At 66.1% G+C, this 15,404-nt stretch carries 13 protein-coding genes; all 13 read right to left on the reverse strand.

Features of this window, described 5'->3' with window-relative positions:
- Positions 1 to 114: 114 nt before the first annotated feature.
- Complete coding sequence (mmsB, locus tag E3O46_RS10760; RefSeq protein ID WP_134561681.1) at positions 115 to 1,296, reverse strand: multiple monosaccharide ABC transporter permease; 1,182 nt, start codon at positions 1,294 to 1,296, stop codon at positions 115 to 117.
- Positions 1,293 to 2,813, reverse strand: a complete 1,521-nt coding sequence (mmsA, locus tag E3O46_RS10765) for a multiple monosaccharide ABC transporter ATP-binding protein (RefSeq protein ID WP_370294730.1) — start codon at positions 2,811 to 2,813, stop codon at positions 1,293 to 1,295. The genes mmsB and mmsA overlap by 4 nt, the downstream gene beginning before the upstream one ends.
- Before the next feature lie 134 nt (positions 2,814 to 2,947).
- A complete protein-coding gene (gene chvE / locus E3O46_RS10770) occupies positions 2,948 to 4,072 on the reverse strand; it encodes a multiple monosaccharide ABC transporter substrate-binding protein (RefSeq protein ID WP_134446762.1) in 1,125 nt (374 codons plus the stop codon).
- A gap of 215 nt (positions 4,073 to 4,287) precedes the next feature.
- On the reverse strand, positions 4,288 to 4,998 hold the full coding sequence (locus tag E3O46_RS10775) for an L-ribulose-5-phosphate 4-epimerase (protein ID WP_134446760.1): 711 nt from the start codon (positions 4,996 to 4,998) through the stop codon (positions 4,288 to 4,290).
- A complete protein-coding gene (locus E3O46_RS18870; protein ID WP_255454105.1) occupies positions 4,995 to 5,126 on the reverse strand; it encodes a hypothetical protein in 132 nt (43 codons plus the stop codon). The genes E3O46_RS10775 and E3O46_RS18870 overlap by 4 nt, the downstream gene beginning before the upstream one ends.
- Before the next feature lie 192 nt (positions 5,127 to 5,318).
- Positions 5,319 to 6,341 (reverse strand): LacI family DNA-binding transcriptional regulator, encoded by a 1,023-nt coding sequence (locus E3O46_RS10780; protein ID WP_134446758.1) that lies wholly within the window; start codon positions 6,339 to 6,341, stop codon positions 5,319 to 5,321.
- A 100-nt stretch (positions 6,342 to 6,441) separates the two neighbouring features.
- Positions 6,442 to 7,134, reverse strand: coding sequence for a cyclase family protein (locus E3O46_RS10785; RefSeq protein WP_134446756.1), 693 nt, complete (start codon positions 7,132 to 7,134; stop codon positions 6,442 to 6,444).
- Positions 7,131 to 8,504, reverse strand: coding sequence for an APC family permease (locus E3O46_RS10790; protein ID WP_134561682.1), 1,374 nt, complete (start codon positions 8,502 to 8,504; stop codon positions 7,131 to 7,133). Before E3O46_RS10790 ends, E3O46_RS10785 begins: the two co-directional genes overlap by 4 nt.
- A gap of 104 nt (positions 8,505 to 8,608) precedes the next feature.
- On the reverse strand, positions 8,609 to 9,781 hold the full coding sequence (locus E3O46_RS10795) for a cystathionine gamma-synthase (RefSeq protein WP_134561683.1): 1,173 nt from the start codon (positions 9,779 to 9,781) through the stop codon (positions 8,609 to 8,611).
- Positions 9,782 to 9,806: 25 nt separating this feature from the next.
- Positions 9,807 to 11,171, reverse strand: a complete 1,365-nt coding sequence (locus E3O46_RS10800) for a cystathionine beta-synthase (protein ID WP_134446750.1) — start codon at positions 11,169 to 11,171, stop codon at positions 9,807 to 9,809.
- Positions 11,172 to 11,321: 150 nt separating this feature from the next.
- The gene (locus E3O46_RS10805) at positions 11,322 to 13,298 is read right to left on the reverse strand and encodes an ABC transporter ATP-binding protein (protein WP_134558086.1); all 1,977 of its coding nucleotides are present in this window, start codon (positions 13,296 to 13,298) and stop codon (positions 11,322 to 11,324) included.
- A 154-nt stretch (positions 13,299 to 13,452) separates the two neighbouring features.
- Positions 13,453 to 14,433: a carbohydrate ABC transporter permease gene (locus E3O46_RS10810; protein WP_134446748.1), complete on the reverse strand. Its 981-nt coding sequence runs from the start codon at positions 14,431 to 14,433 to the stop codon at positions 13,453 to 13,455.
- A complete protein-coding gene (locus E3O46_RS10815; protein ID WP_134446746.1) occupies positions 14,430 to 15,401 on the reverse strand; it encodes a carbohydrate ABC transporter permease in 972 nt (323 codons plus the stop codon). Before E3O46_RS10815 ends, E3O46_RS10810 begins: the two co-directional genes overlap by 4 nt.
- Positions 15,402 to 15,404: the final 3 nt, after the last annotated feature.

Below are 15,404 nucleotides of genomic sequence, written 5' to 3' on the forward strand. Positions count from 1 at the left end.
GACGTGTCACGCTTGGGTAACGGCTGATCGGATACACAAAAGGCAGATCGCAGGCGCAAAAAAGCGGGCCGGTCGTCCGAAGACGACCGGCCCGCTCTCGCGTGTTTGTGCGGGTCAGCGACCGCCGGAGCGACGCTTGTTGTACACGTCGAACGCGACGGCACCGAGCAGCACCAGGCCCTTGATGAGCTGCTGGTACTCCGTTCCGACACCGAGGATCGACATGCCGTTGTTCAGCAGCCCGATGATGAAACCACCGATGATGGCGCCGGTGACGGTACCGATACCACCGGTGACCGCGGCGCCACCGATGAAGACGGCGGCGATGGCGTCGAGTTCGAAGCCGTCACCGGCCTTCGGGTTGGCGAGGTTGAGCTGGGCGGTGAAGACGAGCCCGGCGAGTGCCGAGATGACGCCCATGTTCACGAAGAGCATGAAGGTGACGCGCTTGGTCTTGATGCCCGACAGTGCAGCGGCGTTCAGGTTGCCACCGATGGCGTAGATGTGGCGGCCGAAGACGCTGTTCGACATCACGGATGCGTAGACGACGATCAGGACGCCGAGGACGATCAGGACGATGGGCGTGCCACGGTAGCTCGCGAGCAGGTACGTGATGCCGAGGATCATCGCTGCGGTGAACACCAGCTTGGTGAGGAACCAGGCGAACGGCTCGTCTTCGACGTCGTACTTCGCGCGGGCACGGCGCTGGCGGATGCCCTTGAGCACCAGGAAGAGCGTCGCAATGATGCCGATACCGAGGGTCAGCGGTTCGACAGCACTGGTTCCGCCGCCGAGGTCGGGGAGGAATCCGCTGCCGAGGGCGCGGAATTCGTCGGGGAACGGCGAGATCTGCTTGTTCTGCAGTGCTATCTGGGTGAGCCCACGGAAGGTGAGCATACCGGCCAAGGTCACGATGAAGGCCGGTATCCCGAAGTAGGCGATCCAGAAGCCCTGCCACATTCCCACGAGGGCGCCGACACCGAGGCACAGGATGATCGCGAGCCACCACGGCACATTCCACTGCGTGATCATCACGCCGGACATGGCGCCGACGAAGGCGACGACCGAACCGACCGAGAGGTCGATGTGGCCGGCGATGATGACCATGACCATGCCGACGGCGAGGATCAGGATGTAGCTGTTCTGCACGATCAGGTTCGTGACGTTGATCGGCTTCAGGGTGATGCCGTTGGTGGCCACCTGGAAGAAGATCACGATCGCGATCAGGGCGATGAACAGGCCGATTTGCCGCAGCTGGCCGGCGAGGTAATTAAGTGAAGATCTGAACACGCTCATCGCTTGTCCTTGTCCCTTTCCTGGGTCATGTTTTGCATAAGGAATTCGGCCGTCGTCTGCCCGCGGGCGACGTCCGCCGTGATCCGGCCTTCGAAGATGGTGTAGATCCGGTCGCAGATGCCGATCAGTTCCGGCAGTTCGGACGAGATCACGATGACGCCCTTGCCTGCGTCGGCGAGGCGGTTGATGATTCCGTAGATCTCATACTTGGCGCCGACGTCGATGCCGCGGGTGGGCTCGTCGAGGATGAGGACATCCGGGTCGGAGAACATCCACTTGGACAGCACGACCTTCTGCTGGTTTCCGCCGGAGAGCTTCCCGGCGAGGGCCTCAACCGTCGGAGCCTTGATGTTCATGCTCTTGCGGTAGCCCTCTGCGACGACGATCTCCTGGTTGGAGTCCACCCAGCCGCGCTTGGCGATCTTGTGCATGCCCACCGTGGAGATGTTGCGTTTGATGTCCTCGATCAGGTTGAGACCGTACCGCTTGCGATCCTCGGTTGCGTACGCCAGGCCGTGATCGATGGCGTTCGCTACCGTGCTCGTGTTGATCTTGACGCCGTTCTTGTACACGGTGCCGGAGATGTTGTGCCCGTAGCTGTGGCCGAAGACGCTCATCGCGAGCTCGGTCCTGCCCGCGCCCATCAGCCCGGCGATGCCGACGATCTCGCCGGCCCTGACGGTGATGTTCGCGTCCTTGACAACCCGGCGCTGGTGGTCGAGCGGGTGGTAGACGTTCCAGTCTTCGACCCGGAGGAGTTCCTCACCGATGTTCGGCGTGTGGTCGGGGTAGCGGCTGCCGAGGTCGCGGCCGACCATGCCCTTGATGATGCGCTCCTCGGAGATGTCATCGGTGTGCATGTCGAGCGTCTCGATGAGCTTGCCGTCACGGATGATGGTGACCTCGTCGGCGATGGCCTTGATCTCGTTCAGCTTGTGGCTGATCATGATCGAGGTGACGCCCTGGCCCTTGAGGTGCTTCATCAGGTCGAGCAGGTGCGCGGAGTCCTCGTCGTTGAGTGCTGCGGTCGGCTCGTCCAGGATCAGGAGTTTGACCTCCTTGGACAGGGCCTTCGCGATTTCCACGAGCTGCTGCTTGCCGACGCCGATGTCGCGGATCTTGGTGATCGGGTTGTCCTTGAGACCGACCCTGGCGAGCAGCTTGGCTGCCTCCATGTTGGTCTTGTTCCAGTCGATCCAGCCGTTGTTCTGCTGCTCGTTGCCGAGGAAGATGTTCTCGGCGATGGAGAGGAACGGGCTCAGCGCCAGCTCCTGGTGGATGATGACGACGCCTGAGGCCTCGGAGTCATTGATGGATTTAAAGGCGACCGGCTCATTTTCGAAGACGATCTCGCCCTCGTATGTGCCGTGCGGGTAGACGCCGGAGAGCACCTTCATCAAGGTGGACTTTCCTGCACCGTTTTCACCGCAAATCGCGTGGATGTGGCCTCGCTTCACCGCGAGGGAAACGTCCTGGAGGGCTTTCACTCCGGGAAAGGTTTTCGTGATGCTGCGCATCTCGAGAATATTCGTTGTCACCGTTACTTCTTCTTCCGGTGGAGAGAGGGTGGGTGGTGGTTGTGGTGCTGGTGCTTTCGGTGCTGGCAGTGGCGGCGGGGTGACCCGCCGCCACTGCCGGTGGAGCGAAGAACCTACTTGAGGTCGGCCTCGGTGTAGTAACCGGTGTCGACGAGCAGGGCCTTGTAGTTGTCCTTGGTAACGACCTGCGGAGCGAACAGGAAGGTCGGGACGACCTTGACCTTGTTGTTGTAGCTCTTCGTGTCGTTGACCTCGGGGGTCTTGCCGTTGAGCAGGTCGTCAGCCATCTTCACGGCCTCGTCGCCGAGCTGGCGCGTGTCCTTGTAGATGGAGGAGTACTGCTGGCCGGCGATGATCGACTTGACCGAAGCGGCCTCGGAGTCCTGACCGGTGATGATCGGGAGCTTGTCGGTGGCGTATCCCGAGCTCGTCAGAGCCGAGATGATGCCGATGGAGAGACCGTCATACGGGGAGAGCACGCCGTCGACCTTGGAGCCGTCGGAGTAGGTGCTCGCGATGAGGTTCTGCATCCGCTTCTGGGCGGTCGCCGGGTCCCAACGCAGGGTGGCGACCTGGGTGAAGCTGACCTGGCCGCTCTTGACGACGATGACGCCCTTGTCGATGTACGGCTGCAGGACGGAGATGGCGCCGTTGAAGAAGAACGTGGCGTTGTTGTCGTCGGGGCTGCCGCCGAAGAGTTCGACGTTGAACGGGCCGGTCTTGCCGGTGTCCTTGCCGTCCTTGTCCAGCACGCCGAGTCCGGTGAGCAGGCTCGTGGCCTGCAGCACGCCGACCTCGTTGTTGTCGAACGTGGTGTAGTAGTCGACGTTCTTGTTGCCGTTGATCAGGCGGTCGTACGCGATGACCTTGACGCCGGCCGCTGCGGCCTGGTCAAGCTGGTCGCTGAGCGCGGTGCCGTCGATCGACGCGATGATGAGGATCTTCGCGCCCTTCGTCAGCATGTTGCTGATCTGCTGGACCTGGGTGGGGATCTTGTCTTCGCCGTATTCGAGGTCGACCTTGTAGCCGAGCTTCTCGAGGGAGGCCTTGACAGCGTCGCCGTCCTTGATCCAGCGCTCGCTGGACTTGGTGGGCATTGCGACGCCGACAAGTGCACCGGCGTTGGCGCCCGCTGCAGCGGTGGTGGTGGCTGTGTCGCCACGCCCGCCGGAGCAGGCAGCGAGGGAGAGTGCGAGTCCAATGGCAGCGATGCCTGCGAGGACCTTACTTGTCTTCACTGAATTACCTTTCGTGGATCTGTTATCAACTCTGATGGCAGTTGTATTGGTGCTGCTATGTGATTACAGGCCTTGTGCCAGTCGGTAGTAGGCCTGGTTCCAACGCACCTAGCGGGTGAAATCCCGAAGGGTGGTGGTCTTATCGGTCACGAGAAGCTCGGTGCGAGCAATCGCGGCGAAATCGTGGGGGTCGAGAGTGGTGGAGAGAGCGGGCATCACTTCAGTGCTCCTTGCGGCGCTTGTCCGTAGACGTTCTGATAGCGGTTGTAGAGGGAGTCGATCGCGGCCTGCGGGATCGGGATGAGTGCTCCGCCCTGGCGGGCGATGTGCACGGTGCGGGCGACGTCTTCGACCATGACCGCGGCCTTGACCGCGTCCCTGGCGTCCTTGCCGATCGTGAAGGGGCCGTGGTTCTGCATCAGGACGGCCCGGGACCGGTGTCCCGTGAGGGCCGCGACGATGCCGCGGCCGATCGTGTCGTCACCGATGATCGCGAAGGTGCCGATCGGGATCGGGCCGCCGAACTCGTCGGCCATGGCCGTGATCACGCAGGGGATCTCCTCACCGCGGGCGGCCCAGGCGGTCGCGTAGGTGGAGTGCGTGTGCACGACACCGCCGATCTCGGGCATGTTGCGGTAGACGTAGGCGTGGGCGGCGGTGTCGCTCGACGGGGAACGGTCCGAGCCGGGGGTGCCGGGGATCACTGCGCCGTCGAGGTCGCACAGGATCATGTTCTCCGGGGCGAGGTCGGCGTAGTCGACGCCGCTCGGCTTGATCACGAAGAGGTCTGCGCCCGGGACGCGGCCGGAGACGTTGCCGCCGGTCCAGACCACGAGGCCGTTGCGGGTGAGTTCGGCGTGGAGGTCGGCGACATCGGCGCGGATGCGAGCGATCGCGACCTCGATCTGGGGTCCGTAGGTGCTCATGCGAACGCCACCGTACCGGTGGAGATACCCGCACCGCGCGTGAGGGCGTTCGGTCGGCGATCGCCTCCGATGACAGAGATCTCGGCGGATGCGTCGGCTGCGGGCGCGGCCTGTGCGTTCTCGATCACGAAATTCGACTCCTTTGTCATGCGGTGCTGAGGCCATGGCCGTCTGCGTACTCACGTGCGTACTTACATTGTCACGAAATGTGAACGGTCACAATCGCTGTGCTCACACTACGCCCGCAGTGGGCGTCCTTGTCAAGTCAGGGCGAAAAAGTGGCTGGTTGCGTTTTGGTAACCACCCGAAACGCGCCGGATTCAGAAGGCAGGGGGCCCTGTGGAGCCACGGACGATGAGCTCGGGAATGATCGGTGCGCGGAACTTGTCCGGGTCGTCACCGGCGATGGTGCCGAGCAGGAGGGCGATGCACCGGCGGCCCAGTTCCGCGAAGTCCTGGCGCACGGTCGTGAGCGGCGGCCAGAAGTGTGGCGCCTCCGGAATATCGTCGAACCCGACGATGCTCACATCCCGTGGGATGTCGAGCCCCGCATCCCTGACCGCGTGCATGATCCCGAGCGCCATCTGGTCGTTCGAGGAGAAAATGGCGGTGAAGTCGCGTTGCCGCAACAGTTCGCGCCCGGCGTGATAGCCGAAGTCCGCCGTCCAGTCCCCGAGGATCGGGGCGGTCGTCGGCACGTCCATCGCCCCCATTTCCTCCAGGAACCCGCGCATCCGCGCCTCGGCCTCGATCCAGTCCTGCGGCCCGGCGAGGTGGAAGATGCGCCGGTGCCCGAGGTCGATGAGATGCCGTGTGGCCAGTCGTGCACCGTGGATCTGGTCGACGGAGAGTGCGTGGTCATTGGGCCGGCCCGTCGACTGGAGTGTGACATACGGCACCTCGATCGAGAGCTGTTCGAGGACGTCGAAGACGCGGACCTGGGGGGCGATGACCACGATCCCCTCGACCGACTGGTACATCAGGTGGTCGAGTGCCGCTTCGATCGAGACAGTGTCGACCGAGGTCAGGTTCGCGGTGTTGACGTAATAGCCCGCCTCCCGCGCCGCATCCTGGATCGCGGCGATGCTGCTCGCGGGGCCGTACTGGGCCCCGGAGGCCGACAGCACGCCGATCGTGCGCGATCGCCCCCTCGACAGCGCCCTGGCCGCCCGGTTGGGTCGGTATTGGAGCTCCTCGATCACCTGCAGCACGCGGGCCTTGGTCGAATCTCGGATGCTCGGGTGATTGTTGAGTACTCGCGACACCGTCTGATGCGAGACTCCGGCGAGGCGTGCAACGTCCCGGATGCTGGGAGCCCGACCAGTGGGCAGTTCAGCAGTCATCGGGGCCTCGTCTATGAGCACGGTCACAAAGAAATTACGCACCCCCAGTATGCACCGCCGGGGAGGCGCGATGTGACCGTCACATAGCGGGAATCCGGCCTCAGCCGACCGGGCCGGGTACCCGCGCGAATGCCCGCACCGGGAAAGTGCCGAAGCCCTCGATCTTCGGAGGTACCGCCGAGAACGTCCCGCCGGAGGCCGGTACGTCCCCCAGCCCGGTGAGGTGCTCGACGACGTGGATGCCGGCAGCGAGCAGGGCCGAATGGGCGGGCCTCTCCCCACTCCCCTCGGTGTCGTCGATGTTGAGCGAGTCGATCCCGACGAGGGCGACGCCGGCACCGACGAGGAACCCGACGGCGTCTTCGGCCAGGAAGGGAGCCCCCGCCCTGTACTCCGGGGTGCCGAAGTGGCGGTCCCAGCCGGTGTGGATCAACACGGCCGAACCGGCCAGGCCGGAGCCTCGCTCGGCGAATGCCGCTGCGGGAATGCCACGGGCCGCAGCATCCGTCAGATGGAATACCTCGGCGGGGAGGTCGACGAGGGTATCGAGGTCGAGGCCGGCGAGATCCGTTCCACCCTCGTACCGGTGGTACGGACTGTCGAGATACGTGCCCGTGTTGCCGATCAGGGTGATCACGTCCATGGTGAATTCGGTGCCGGGCGCGTAGGCCGAGCGCGAGGCGGCACGGGTGAGGAAGGGCTCGATCACGGGAGCCGGCAGCCCCGGGTACGTCACGAGGCCCGCCCGGATGGTGTGGCTGAGATCGATCAGGCGGGCACGGGCGACGGTCATGTGTTCTCCTGGGCGGTTCGGGTTGGGCGGGGACGTGTTGAGCGAGCGCTTCCGGGCGAATGTTCGGGTGTACGGGAGCGCAGGGGGTTCGTCCGGCGCTTCTTGACCCGGCCGATGACGACGGCGACGAGGGCGAGCACGGCGGGAACGAGGAGGTTCGGGCCCGCGAGCACGAGCAGCGCGCCGGTGAGGGCCACGCTGACCGCTGCGAGCCACCAGCCGAGGCTGTAGCGGTCCAGGAGGCGCACGGCGGCGATCATGCCGAGAGTGTAGATCGCGACCATGGAGCTCGTGTGGATCAGGATGAAGACCGACAGGGGCAGGTGCTGCGTCACCATGATCGTGAAGTACCCACCGGTGAGCACGGCGACCACGGAGAGGCTGCGGCGCGGGACGCCGCCCGATTCGACGCCGCGGGCGAGCCAGAGCGGGAGATCGCCGTCGCGACCGAGCGAGGCGCCGAGCTTGGCGAACGCGCCCAGGTACACGTTGAGCACCCCGAGGGCGACGATCGCTGCGATCACCGCGACCGAGACCGGGCCGACGCCGCCGGGCGCCTGGGCGACGAGGGCGAGCAGGGGGACGGCGCCCGTTCCCGCAGCGCCGCCGAGGACGGCGACCGTCACGTACTGCAGCGCGAGGTAGGCCGCGCCCACGACCACGAGCGCGATCGCCGTCGCCGCCGGGATGACGCGGCGGGGATTGCGGAACTCCCCCGCGATGTGGGTGCCGACCTCCCAGCCGGCGAAGGCCCAGACGAACAGGCTGACGGCGGCGCCGACGCCGGTCCAGCCGTGAGTCAGGAACGGCTGGAAGTTTCCGGGCTCTGCGGCGGGGAAGGCGACGGTGACGACCCCGATGACGATGACGAGCAGCGCTCCGGTGAGGATGAGCTGAACGGCTCCGGAGACCCGGACACCGAGGTAGTTGGACACGAACGGTGGAACAAGGATCAGGAGGGCGACGATCGGTACGGCGGCCTGCTCCACCCCGAGGATCGCGACGACGTATTCCGCGCCGAGCATGGCGACGACCGGGGCGCCGAAGCCGACGCCGAAGAAGAACCAGTAGCCGGTCATCCGCGCCCACGTCTGGCCGAGGGCCGTGCGGACGTAGCTCGCCACGCCGCCGGGGTCCGGGTATCGGGCGGCGAGGGCGGCGAACGTGCCCGCGAGCGGGATGGACAGCACGAAGACGATCAGAACCGCGAGCAGGGAGGCCGGCCCTGCCGCAGCGGCCGTGAGTCCGGGCAGCACCAGGATCCCGGTGCCGAGGACCGCGGCGATGTACAGCGCGGTGCCCTGCAGCAGGCCCAGACTCCCGGAGCCGGTGGGGGCGGGGCTCACGGGGGCATCCGTCGGCTGGGTCATGGTCCTATGCTGCCGGACGACCATGCCCCGGCGAAATGGCAGACGTGACACACTCCGTCGAATTCCTGCCAACTTGCGGCCCGCACCGGCCGCAGCCGAATCCGTTAGGGGCGGGTGAGGTGGGCGACGGCGGCGAGGGCAGCGTCGAGGTCGGCGATCAGGTCGGCCTTGTCCTCGATACCGACGGAGAGGCGGATGATGTTGTCTGCGACCTCGAGTTCCGTTCCACGCACCGAGGCGTGCGTCATCTCGGCGGGGTAGTTCACGAGGGACTCGACGCCACCGAGGGACTCGGCGAGCTGGAAGAGCTTCGTGGACTCGGCGAAGGCGCGGGCAGCGGCGGCCCCGCCGGCGAACGCGATCGAGAGCATGCCGCCGAAGCCGCTCATCTGGCGTTTGGCGAGCTCGTGGCCGGGGTGGTTCGGCAGGCCGGGGAAGTAGACGGCTTCGAGGGCTGGATGGCCGTCGAGGTGTTCGGCGATCGCCTGCGCGTTGGAGCAGTGCCGGTCCATCCGCACCGAGAGGGTCTTGATGCCGCGCACGGTGAGCCAGGCGTCGAGGGGTGCGGAGACGGGTCCTGTGGCGAACTGCAGGAACTGCGCCTTCTGGTAGAGCGCATCGTCATTGATCACGAGGGCCCCGCCGAGCACGTCGGAGTGACCGCCGAGGTACTTGGTGGTCGAGTGCACGACGACGTCGGCGCCGAACGCCAGCGGATGCTGCAGGGCGGGGCTCGCAAACGTGTTGTCGACGATCACGGTGACGCCGAAACGGTGCCCGAGCGTGGCGAGCGCCTCGATGTCGCTGATCTTCATGAGGGGGTTGCTCGGCGTCTCGACCCAGAGGATCTTCGTTTCAGCGGGAATGATCGCGGCCTCGACGGCGGCGAGATCGGACAGGTCGACGGTCGTGTTGCGGATGCCGACCGCGCCGTGCACCGTGTTGATCAGGCGGTGCGTTCCGCCGTAGACGTCGTTGCCGAGCACGATATGATCGCCGGGTGCGAGCAGGGCACGCAGGATGGTGTCCTCCGCGGCGAGGCCGCTCGCGAACGACAGGCCGTGCGCGCCACCCTCGAGGGCGGCGAGCAGGGTCTCGAGCACGGTGCGCGTCGGGTTCCCGCCGCGGCTGTATTCGTAGCCGCCGCGCAGATGGCCGATGCTCTCCTGCACATAGGTCGAGGTCAGGTAGATCGGCGGGATGACGGCTCCGGTCGTCGGGTCGAATTCCTGTCCGGCGTGGATGGCGAGGGTGTCGAAGTTCGGGGTGCTGGGCATCCGTGGGTCCTTTGGTGGTGGGCGCTCAGGCGCTGAGGTAGGTGAGGAGGTCGTGGCGGGTGATGACGCCGAGGGGCTTGCCATCGGCGGTGACGAGGAGGGCATCGTCGTGGGCGAAGGCGGCACGGGCGGACGCGACGGGTTCGTTGACGCCGATCATCGGCAGGGAATCGCCGACGTAGGCGCTGATCTTGTCGGTGAGTTTCGCCTCGCCGGAGAAGACGAGCTCCATCAAGTGGCGCTCGTCGATCGCGCCGAGCACCTCGCCCATCACGACCGGTGGCTTGGCGGTCAACACGAGCAGCTGGGAGACGCTCGACACCGTCATGGCCTCGATCGCGTCGCGCACGGTGTCGATCGGGTGCACGTAGACGAAGGCAGGCAGGGTGCCGGTCTTGCTCTCGAGGAGGTCTGCCACGGTGTGCCCGGCCGGGGCGTTGCTGAAGCCGTAGCTGCGCATCCACTTGTCGTTGAAGATCTTGCCGAGGTAGCCGCGACCGCCGTCGGGCAGCAGCACGACGACGACGGCGTCGGCCGGGAGGGTCGCCGCGGCGCGAAGGGCCGCGACCACGGCCATGCCGCTCGAACCGCCGACGAGGATGCCCTCTTCGAGTGCGAGGCGCCTGGTCATGGCGAAGGATTCGGCGTCGGAGACGGCGATGACCTCGTGCACGACGGCGGGGTCGTACGCCGCAGGCCAGAAGTCCTCGCCGACGCCTTCAACGAGGTAGGGCCTGCCGGTGCCGCCGGAGTAGACCGAGCCTTCCGGGTCCGCGCCGATGATGCGCACCGTGTCGCCGGAGACCTCGCGGAGGTACCGCCCGGTGCCGGTGATCGTTCCGCCGGTGCCGACGCCCGCGACGAAGTGGGTGACGGTGCCGTCGGTGTCGCGCCAGATCTCCGGACCTGTCGACTCGTAGTGGCTGAGCGGCCCGTTCGGATTGGCGTACTGGTTGGGCTTGAAGGCGCCGGGGATCTCCCTGGCGAGCCGGTCGGAGACGCTGTAGTACGACTCCGGGTCGTCGGGCGCGACGGATGTCGGGGTCACGACGACCTCGGCGCCGTACGCGGTGAGCACGTTGCGCTTGTCCTCGCCGACCTTGTCCGGCAGCACGAACACGCACCGGTAGCCGCGCTGCTGCGCGACGAGGGCGAGGCCGACGCCGGTGTTGCCGGACGTGGGTTCGACGATGGTTCCGCCGGGCAGCAGCAGGCCGTCACGTTCGGCGGCATCGATGATTCGGGTGGCGATCCGGTCCTTCGCGGAGCCGCCCGGGTTGAAGTACTCGAGTTTGACCAGCACGGTCGCGCCGATCCCCTCGGTGACCTTGTTGAGTTTGACCAGCGGCGTGTTGCCGATGAGGTCGAGGATGGTGTCTGCAATCTTCATGGAAGATCCTTCGTCGAGGTGTCGTGAATGTCACCGCGCGGCCTGGGGCTCACGCACGGGACGGGCGAGGAGTGATCGGGGTGGGGCGTCAGGGGTCGGTCAGCGACCCGGACAACACGGACACTTCAGACGGACGAGCACCCTCCAACTCTAGTACCGCTCGTCGGTGAGCGGGCGGGGCGGAATCACAGGGGCGCTCGGTGCCACGGCCGGGACAGCACCCGAGACGGCGCCCGGGCTCGCGACCTGCTCGGAGTAGAGCCGCGCGTAGACGCCGTTCGCGTCGAGCAGGCCGCCGTGGGTCCCGCTCTCGACGATCCGGCCGCCGTCGACGACGAAGATCACGTCGGCCGCGACGATCGTCGAGAGTCGGTGGGCGATCGCGATCGTGGTGCGGCCGCGGGACGCGGTGTCGAGTGCCGCCTGCACGACGCGCTCGGAGATGGCGTCGAGGGCGCTCGTCGCCTCGTCGAGGATGAGCACTTCCGGGTTCTTCAGGAGCACCCTGGCGATGGCGATACGCTGCTTTTCGCCGCCGGAGAGCCGGTACCCGCGCTCGCCGACGACCGTGTCGTAGCCGGCGGGGAAGGACGCGATCGTGTCGTGGATGCTCGCGGACCGGGCGGCGGCCTCGAGTTCGTCCGCCGTGGCATCCGGTTTCGCATAGCGGAGGTTCTCGGCGATCGTCGCGTGGAAGAGGTAGGTCTCCTGGCTCACAATGCCGATGTGGGAGACGAGGGACTGCTGGGCGAGATCGCGCACGTCGATGCCGCCGAACAGGACTCGCCCTTCCGTCGCCTCGTAGAAGCGGGGGATCAGGTAGGAGACGGTCGTCTTCCCGGCGCCGGACGGCCCGACGAACGCGGCGAACTGGCCGGGCTCGATCGTGAACGAGACCTGGTCGAGGGTGGGCCGGGACTCACCGGCGGCATCCGGATAGGCGAACGTGACGGCATCGAATTCGACGCGACCGGTGGCGGGGCCGGTCTCGGGCACCGCGAGAGCCTCCGGGGAATCCTGGATCGCCGGGACGAGGTCGAGGTACTGGAAGATCCGCGCGAAGAGGGCGCTCGAGGTCTGCAGGTCGAGTGCGACCCGCATCAGGCCGAGCAGGGGGAACAGCAGCCGGGACTGCACGGTCGTGAACGCGACGATCGTGCCTGCGGTGATGTCGGCGGAACCGTTGCTCATCAGCAGGCCGGCGACCAGGTAGACGATCGCGGGGATGCTCGAGAGGAAAATACTGACCATGGCGAAGAACCACTGGCCGCTCATCTGCTGGCTGACCTGCAGTCGTACCTGGTTGTCGTTCTCGTCCGAGTAGCGGCCGATCTCGGCCTGCTGCCTGGTGAAGCTCTTGGAGAGCAGAATCCCGGAGACGCTCAGAGTCTCCTGCGTGATCGCGGTCATGTCGGAGAGCGATTCCTGGGTCTTCGCCGCGATCCGGGCGCGGACCTGGCCGACGCGGCGCTGGGCGATCACGAGGATCGGCATCAGGATCAGGGCGACGATCGTGAGCTGCCAGTCGAGCAGGAGCATCGCGACGAACGCGGCGATCACGGTGACGGCGTTGCCGAGCAGGCTCGAGATGGTGTTCGTGAGCACGCTCGCGACGCCGCCGACGTCGTTCTGCAGCCGCGACTGGATGATCCCGGTCTTGGTGCGGGTGAAGAAGCTCAGCTCCATGGCCTGCAGGTGAGTGAACAGTCGCACGCGCAGGGCGCCCATCACGGTGTTGCCGACACTCGCGGTGAGCCAGGTCTGCCACACCCCGAGCAGCTGGGAACCGAGGTAGATCGCGATCATGAGCCCGACGAGGGTCGCGAGGCGGGGCAGGTTGGGCTCTCCCCCCGGCGGGAACAGGCCCTCGTCGAATGCGCGCTGCACGAGCAGAGGCGGGACCACCGAGAGCGCGGCGCTGATGATCACGAGCACGACGGTGACAGTGAGCGCGGTGCGGTGCGGCGCGAACAGCGCGGCAATCCTGCCGAGGAGGTTCGGTATCCGCGGTGCTTCGGCGTTCTCGGCGCGCTGGGCGACGGGGTCACCGCCGCTGATCCGCCCGCGCGGGCGTCCGTACTGTCCAGGCCGGCCGGAGGGGGCCGACCCGCCACCGTGGCCGTGCATTGCACTCATGAAGCCAGCCTAAACGTCGCCGCAGCGGCATCCGCTCGCCTGCAGGGCACGCAACTGTGCCCGCTCCGGACACCTGTTCCCGTTGCGCGGGGCACAGGTGTCCGTTACGGGCACAGGTGTTGTTCGAGCGGATGCCCGGGCCTGGTCAGCCCTTCGTCGAGCCGGCCAGCAGGCCGCGCACGAAGTAACGCTGCAGGCTGAAGAACACGATGAGCGGCACGATCAGGGACACGAAGGCCGCGGCCGTGAGGCGCTGCCAGTCCTGCCCTCGGGTACCGGTGAGTTCGGCCAGGCGCTGCGTGAGCGGGGCGACATCCGGCGTGCCGCCCGAGAAGATCAGGGCGACGAGCAGGTCGTTCCAGACCCAGAGGAACTGGAAGATCGCGAAGGACGCGAGCGCGGGCACCGCGAGCGGCAGCACGATCCGGAAGAAGACCTGGCCGTGGCTGGCGCCGTCGACACGGGCTGCCTCGATGACCTCGCTCGGGATCTCGGAGATGAAGTTGTGCAGCAGGAAGATCGCCAGCGGCAGCGCGAAGATCGTGTGCGCGATCCAGACCGGCAGGTAGTTCTGCGCCGGGATCATCGGGATCAGCTGGTGCAGCGCCTCCTGCCCGGGCTTCAGGATCGCGGTGAACATCTGGAGCAGCGGGATCAGCGCGAGCTGCAGGGGCACGATCTGCAGTGCGAACACGAGCACGAAGAGTGCGCCACTGCCCTTGAACTTGATCCAGGCAAAGGCGTACGCGGCCATCGAGGCGATCACGAGGGGGAAGATCGTGGCGGGGATCGCGATCGCGAGGGAGTTCACGAAGTACGCGCCGAGCTGCGGGGAGGACTGCGAGGTGGAGAGCAGCACCTCCTTGTAGTTGTCGAGCGTGAAGCCCGGGTTCTGCAGGATGGTCCACCACCCCGTCGTGGTGATCAGCCCGGCGGGCCGGAAGGAGGACACGAACAGGCCGAAGGTCGGCAGCGTCCACAGGATCGCGATGACGAGCGACACGACCGTCGCCGTGCGCGACGTGAGGCGCCGTTTCACCCTGGCCGACTTGGTGCCGACGGTGACGACCTCGAGGGCATTCTTCTTGGTGCCGACGATGGGCAGGTCGACTACGTTGTCGCTCATCGGATCTCCCTCTGCTTGCGCATGATTCGTACGTTGTAGATGACAATCGGCAGCACCATCAGGAACAGCACGATCGCGAGCGCAGCGCCACGGCCCTGCTCACCGGCTCGGAATGCCTGCGTGTACATCTCGTTGGCGATGACGCTCGTGTTGAAGTTACCGGCGGTCATCGTGCGCACGATGTCGAAGACTTTGAGGGTGGCGATCGAGATAGTCGTGATCACGACGACGAGCGAGCCGCGGATGCCGGGGATCGTCACGTTGGTGAACCGCTGCCAGGCGTTGGTTCCGTCGAGTTCGGCGGCCTCGATCTGCTCGGTCGGGACCCCCTTGATGGCTGCAGAGAGGATGACCATGGCGAATCCGGTCTGGATCCAGATCATCACGATGATCAGGAGGAAGGTGTTGATCGGCGAGGTCTGGAGCCACTGCACCGGCTGGCCGCCGAGCCAGACCACGATCTGGTTCAGGAGGCCGATCTGGTCGCTTCCTCCCGACTTGTAGTCGTAGATGAAGCGCCAGATGATTCCGGCACCGACGAAGGAGATCGCCATCGGCATGAAGACGAGGGCCTTGAAGTATTTCTCTCCCCGGGACTTGTCGATGAAGACCGCGTAGCCGAGGCCGATGGCCGTTGAGATCGTCGGCACGACGACAACCCAGATCAGGGTGTTGCCCAGGGTGATCAAAGCAGCCGGCTGGGTGAACATCCAGACGAAGTTCTCGGCGCCGACATAGGCACCCGAACTGTTGGTGAACGCCAGGAGGGAGGTGCGGAATGCCGGGTAGATCAAACCGGCAAGCAGCAGGAGGAGGGCGGGCGCGATGAAGAAAGTCAGCTGCCAATAGTCGCGCCCGCGTTTGGGCGCCCTGTCTATCAGGAAAAGCAGGAGACCGATGACAAGCGCGAACGCTGCCAGTGCCCCCACTACCTGGATTATCTTTCCGAGTAAGTCTGCGGTCGTCATTGG

Origin of the sequence: Cryobacterium glucosi (assembly GCF_004402235.1) — a bacterium.
In the GTDB taxonomy this organism is placed as follows: Bacteria; Actinomycetota; Actinomycetes; order Actinomycetales; family Microbacteriaceae; genus Cryobacterium; species Cryobacterium glucosi.

Bases quoted from the DNA above. Each gene is read 5' to 3' on its own strand.
- mmsB (WP_134561681.1), bottom strand. From the start codon at position 1,296: ATGAGCGTGTTCAGATCTTCACTTAATTACCTCGCCGGCCAGCTGCGG.
- mmsA (WP_370294730.1), bottom strand. From the start codon at position 2,813: ATGCGCAGCATCACGAAAACCTTTCCCGGAGTGAAAGCCCTCCAGGAC.
- E3O46_RS10775 (WP_134446760.1), bottom strand. From the start codon at position 4,998: ATGAGCACCTACGGACCCCAGATCGAGGTCGCGATCGCTCGCATCCGC.
- E3O46_RS10780 (WP_134446758.1), bottom strand. From the start codon at position 6,341: ATGACTGCTGAACTGCCCACTGGTCGGGCTCCCAGCATCCGGGACGTT.
- E3O46_RS10785 (WP_134446756.1), bottom strand. From the start codon at position 7,134: ATGACCGTCGCCCGTGCCCGCCTGATCGATCTCAGCCACACCATCCGG.
- E3O46_RS10790 (WP_134561682.1), bottom strand. From the start codon at position 8,504: ATGACCCAGCCGACGGATGCCCCCGTGAGCCCCGCCCCCACCGGCTCC.
- E3O46_RS10795 (WP_134561683.1), bottom strand. From the start codon at position 9,781: ATGCCCAGCACCCCGAACTTCGACACCCTCGCCATCCACGCCGGACAG.
- E3O46_RS10800 (WP_134446750.1), bottom strand. From the start codon at position 11,171: ATGAAGATTGCAGACACCATCCTCGACCTCATCGGCAACACGCCGCTG.
- E3O46_RS10805 (WP_134558086.1), bottom strand. From the start codon at position 13,298: ATGCACGGCCACGGTGGCGGGTCGGCCCCCTCCGGCCGGCCTGGACAG.
- E3O46_RS10810 (WP_134446748.1), bottom strand. From the start codon at position 14,433: ATGAGCGACAACGTAGTCGACCTGCCCATCGTCGGCACCAAGAAGAAT.
- E3O46_RS10815 (WP_134446746.1), bottom strand. From the start codon at position 15,401: ATGACGACCGCAGACTTACTCGGAAAGATAATCCAGGTAGTGGGGGCA.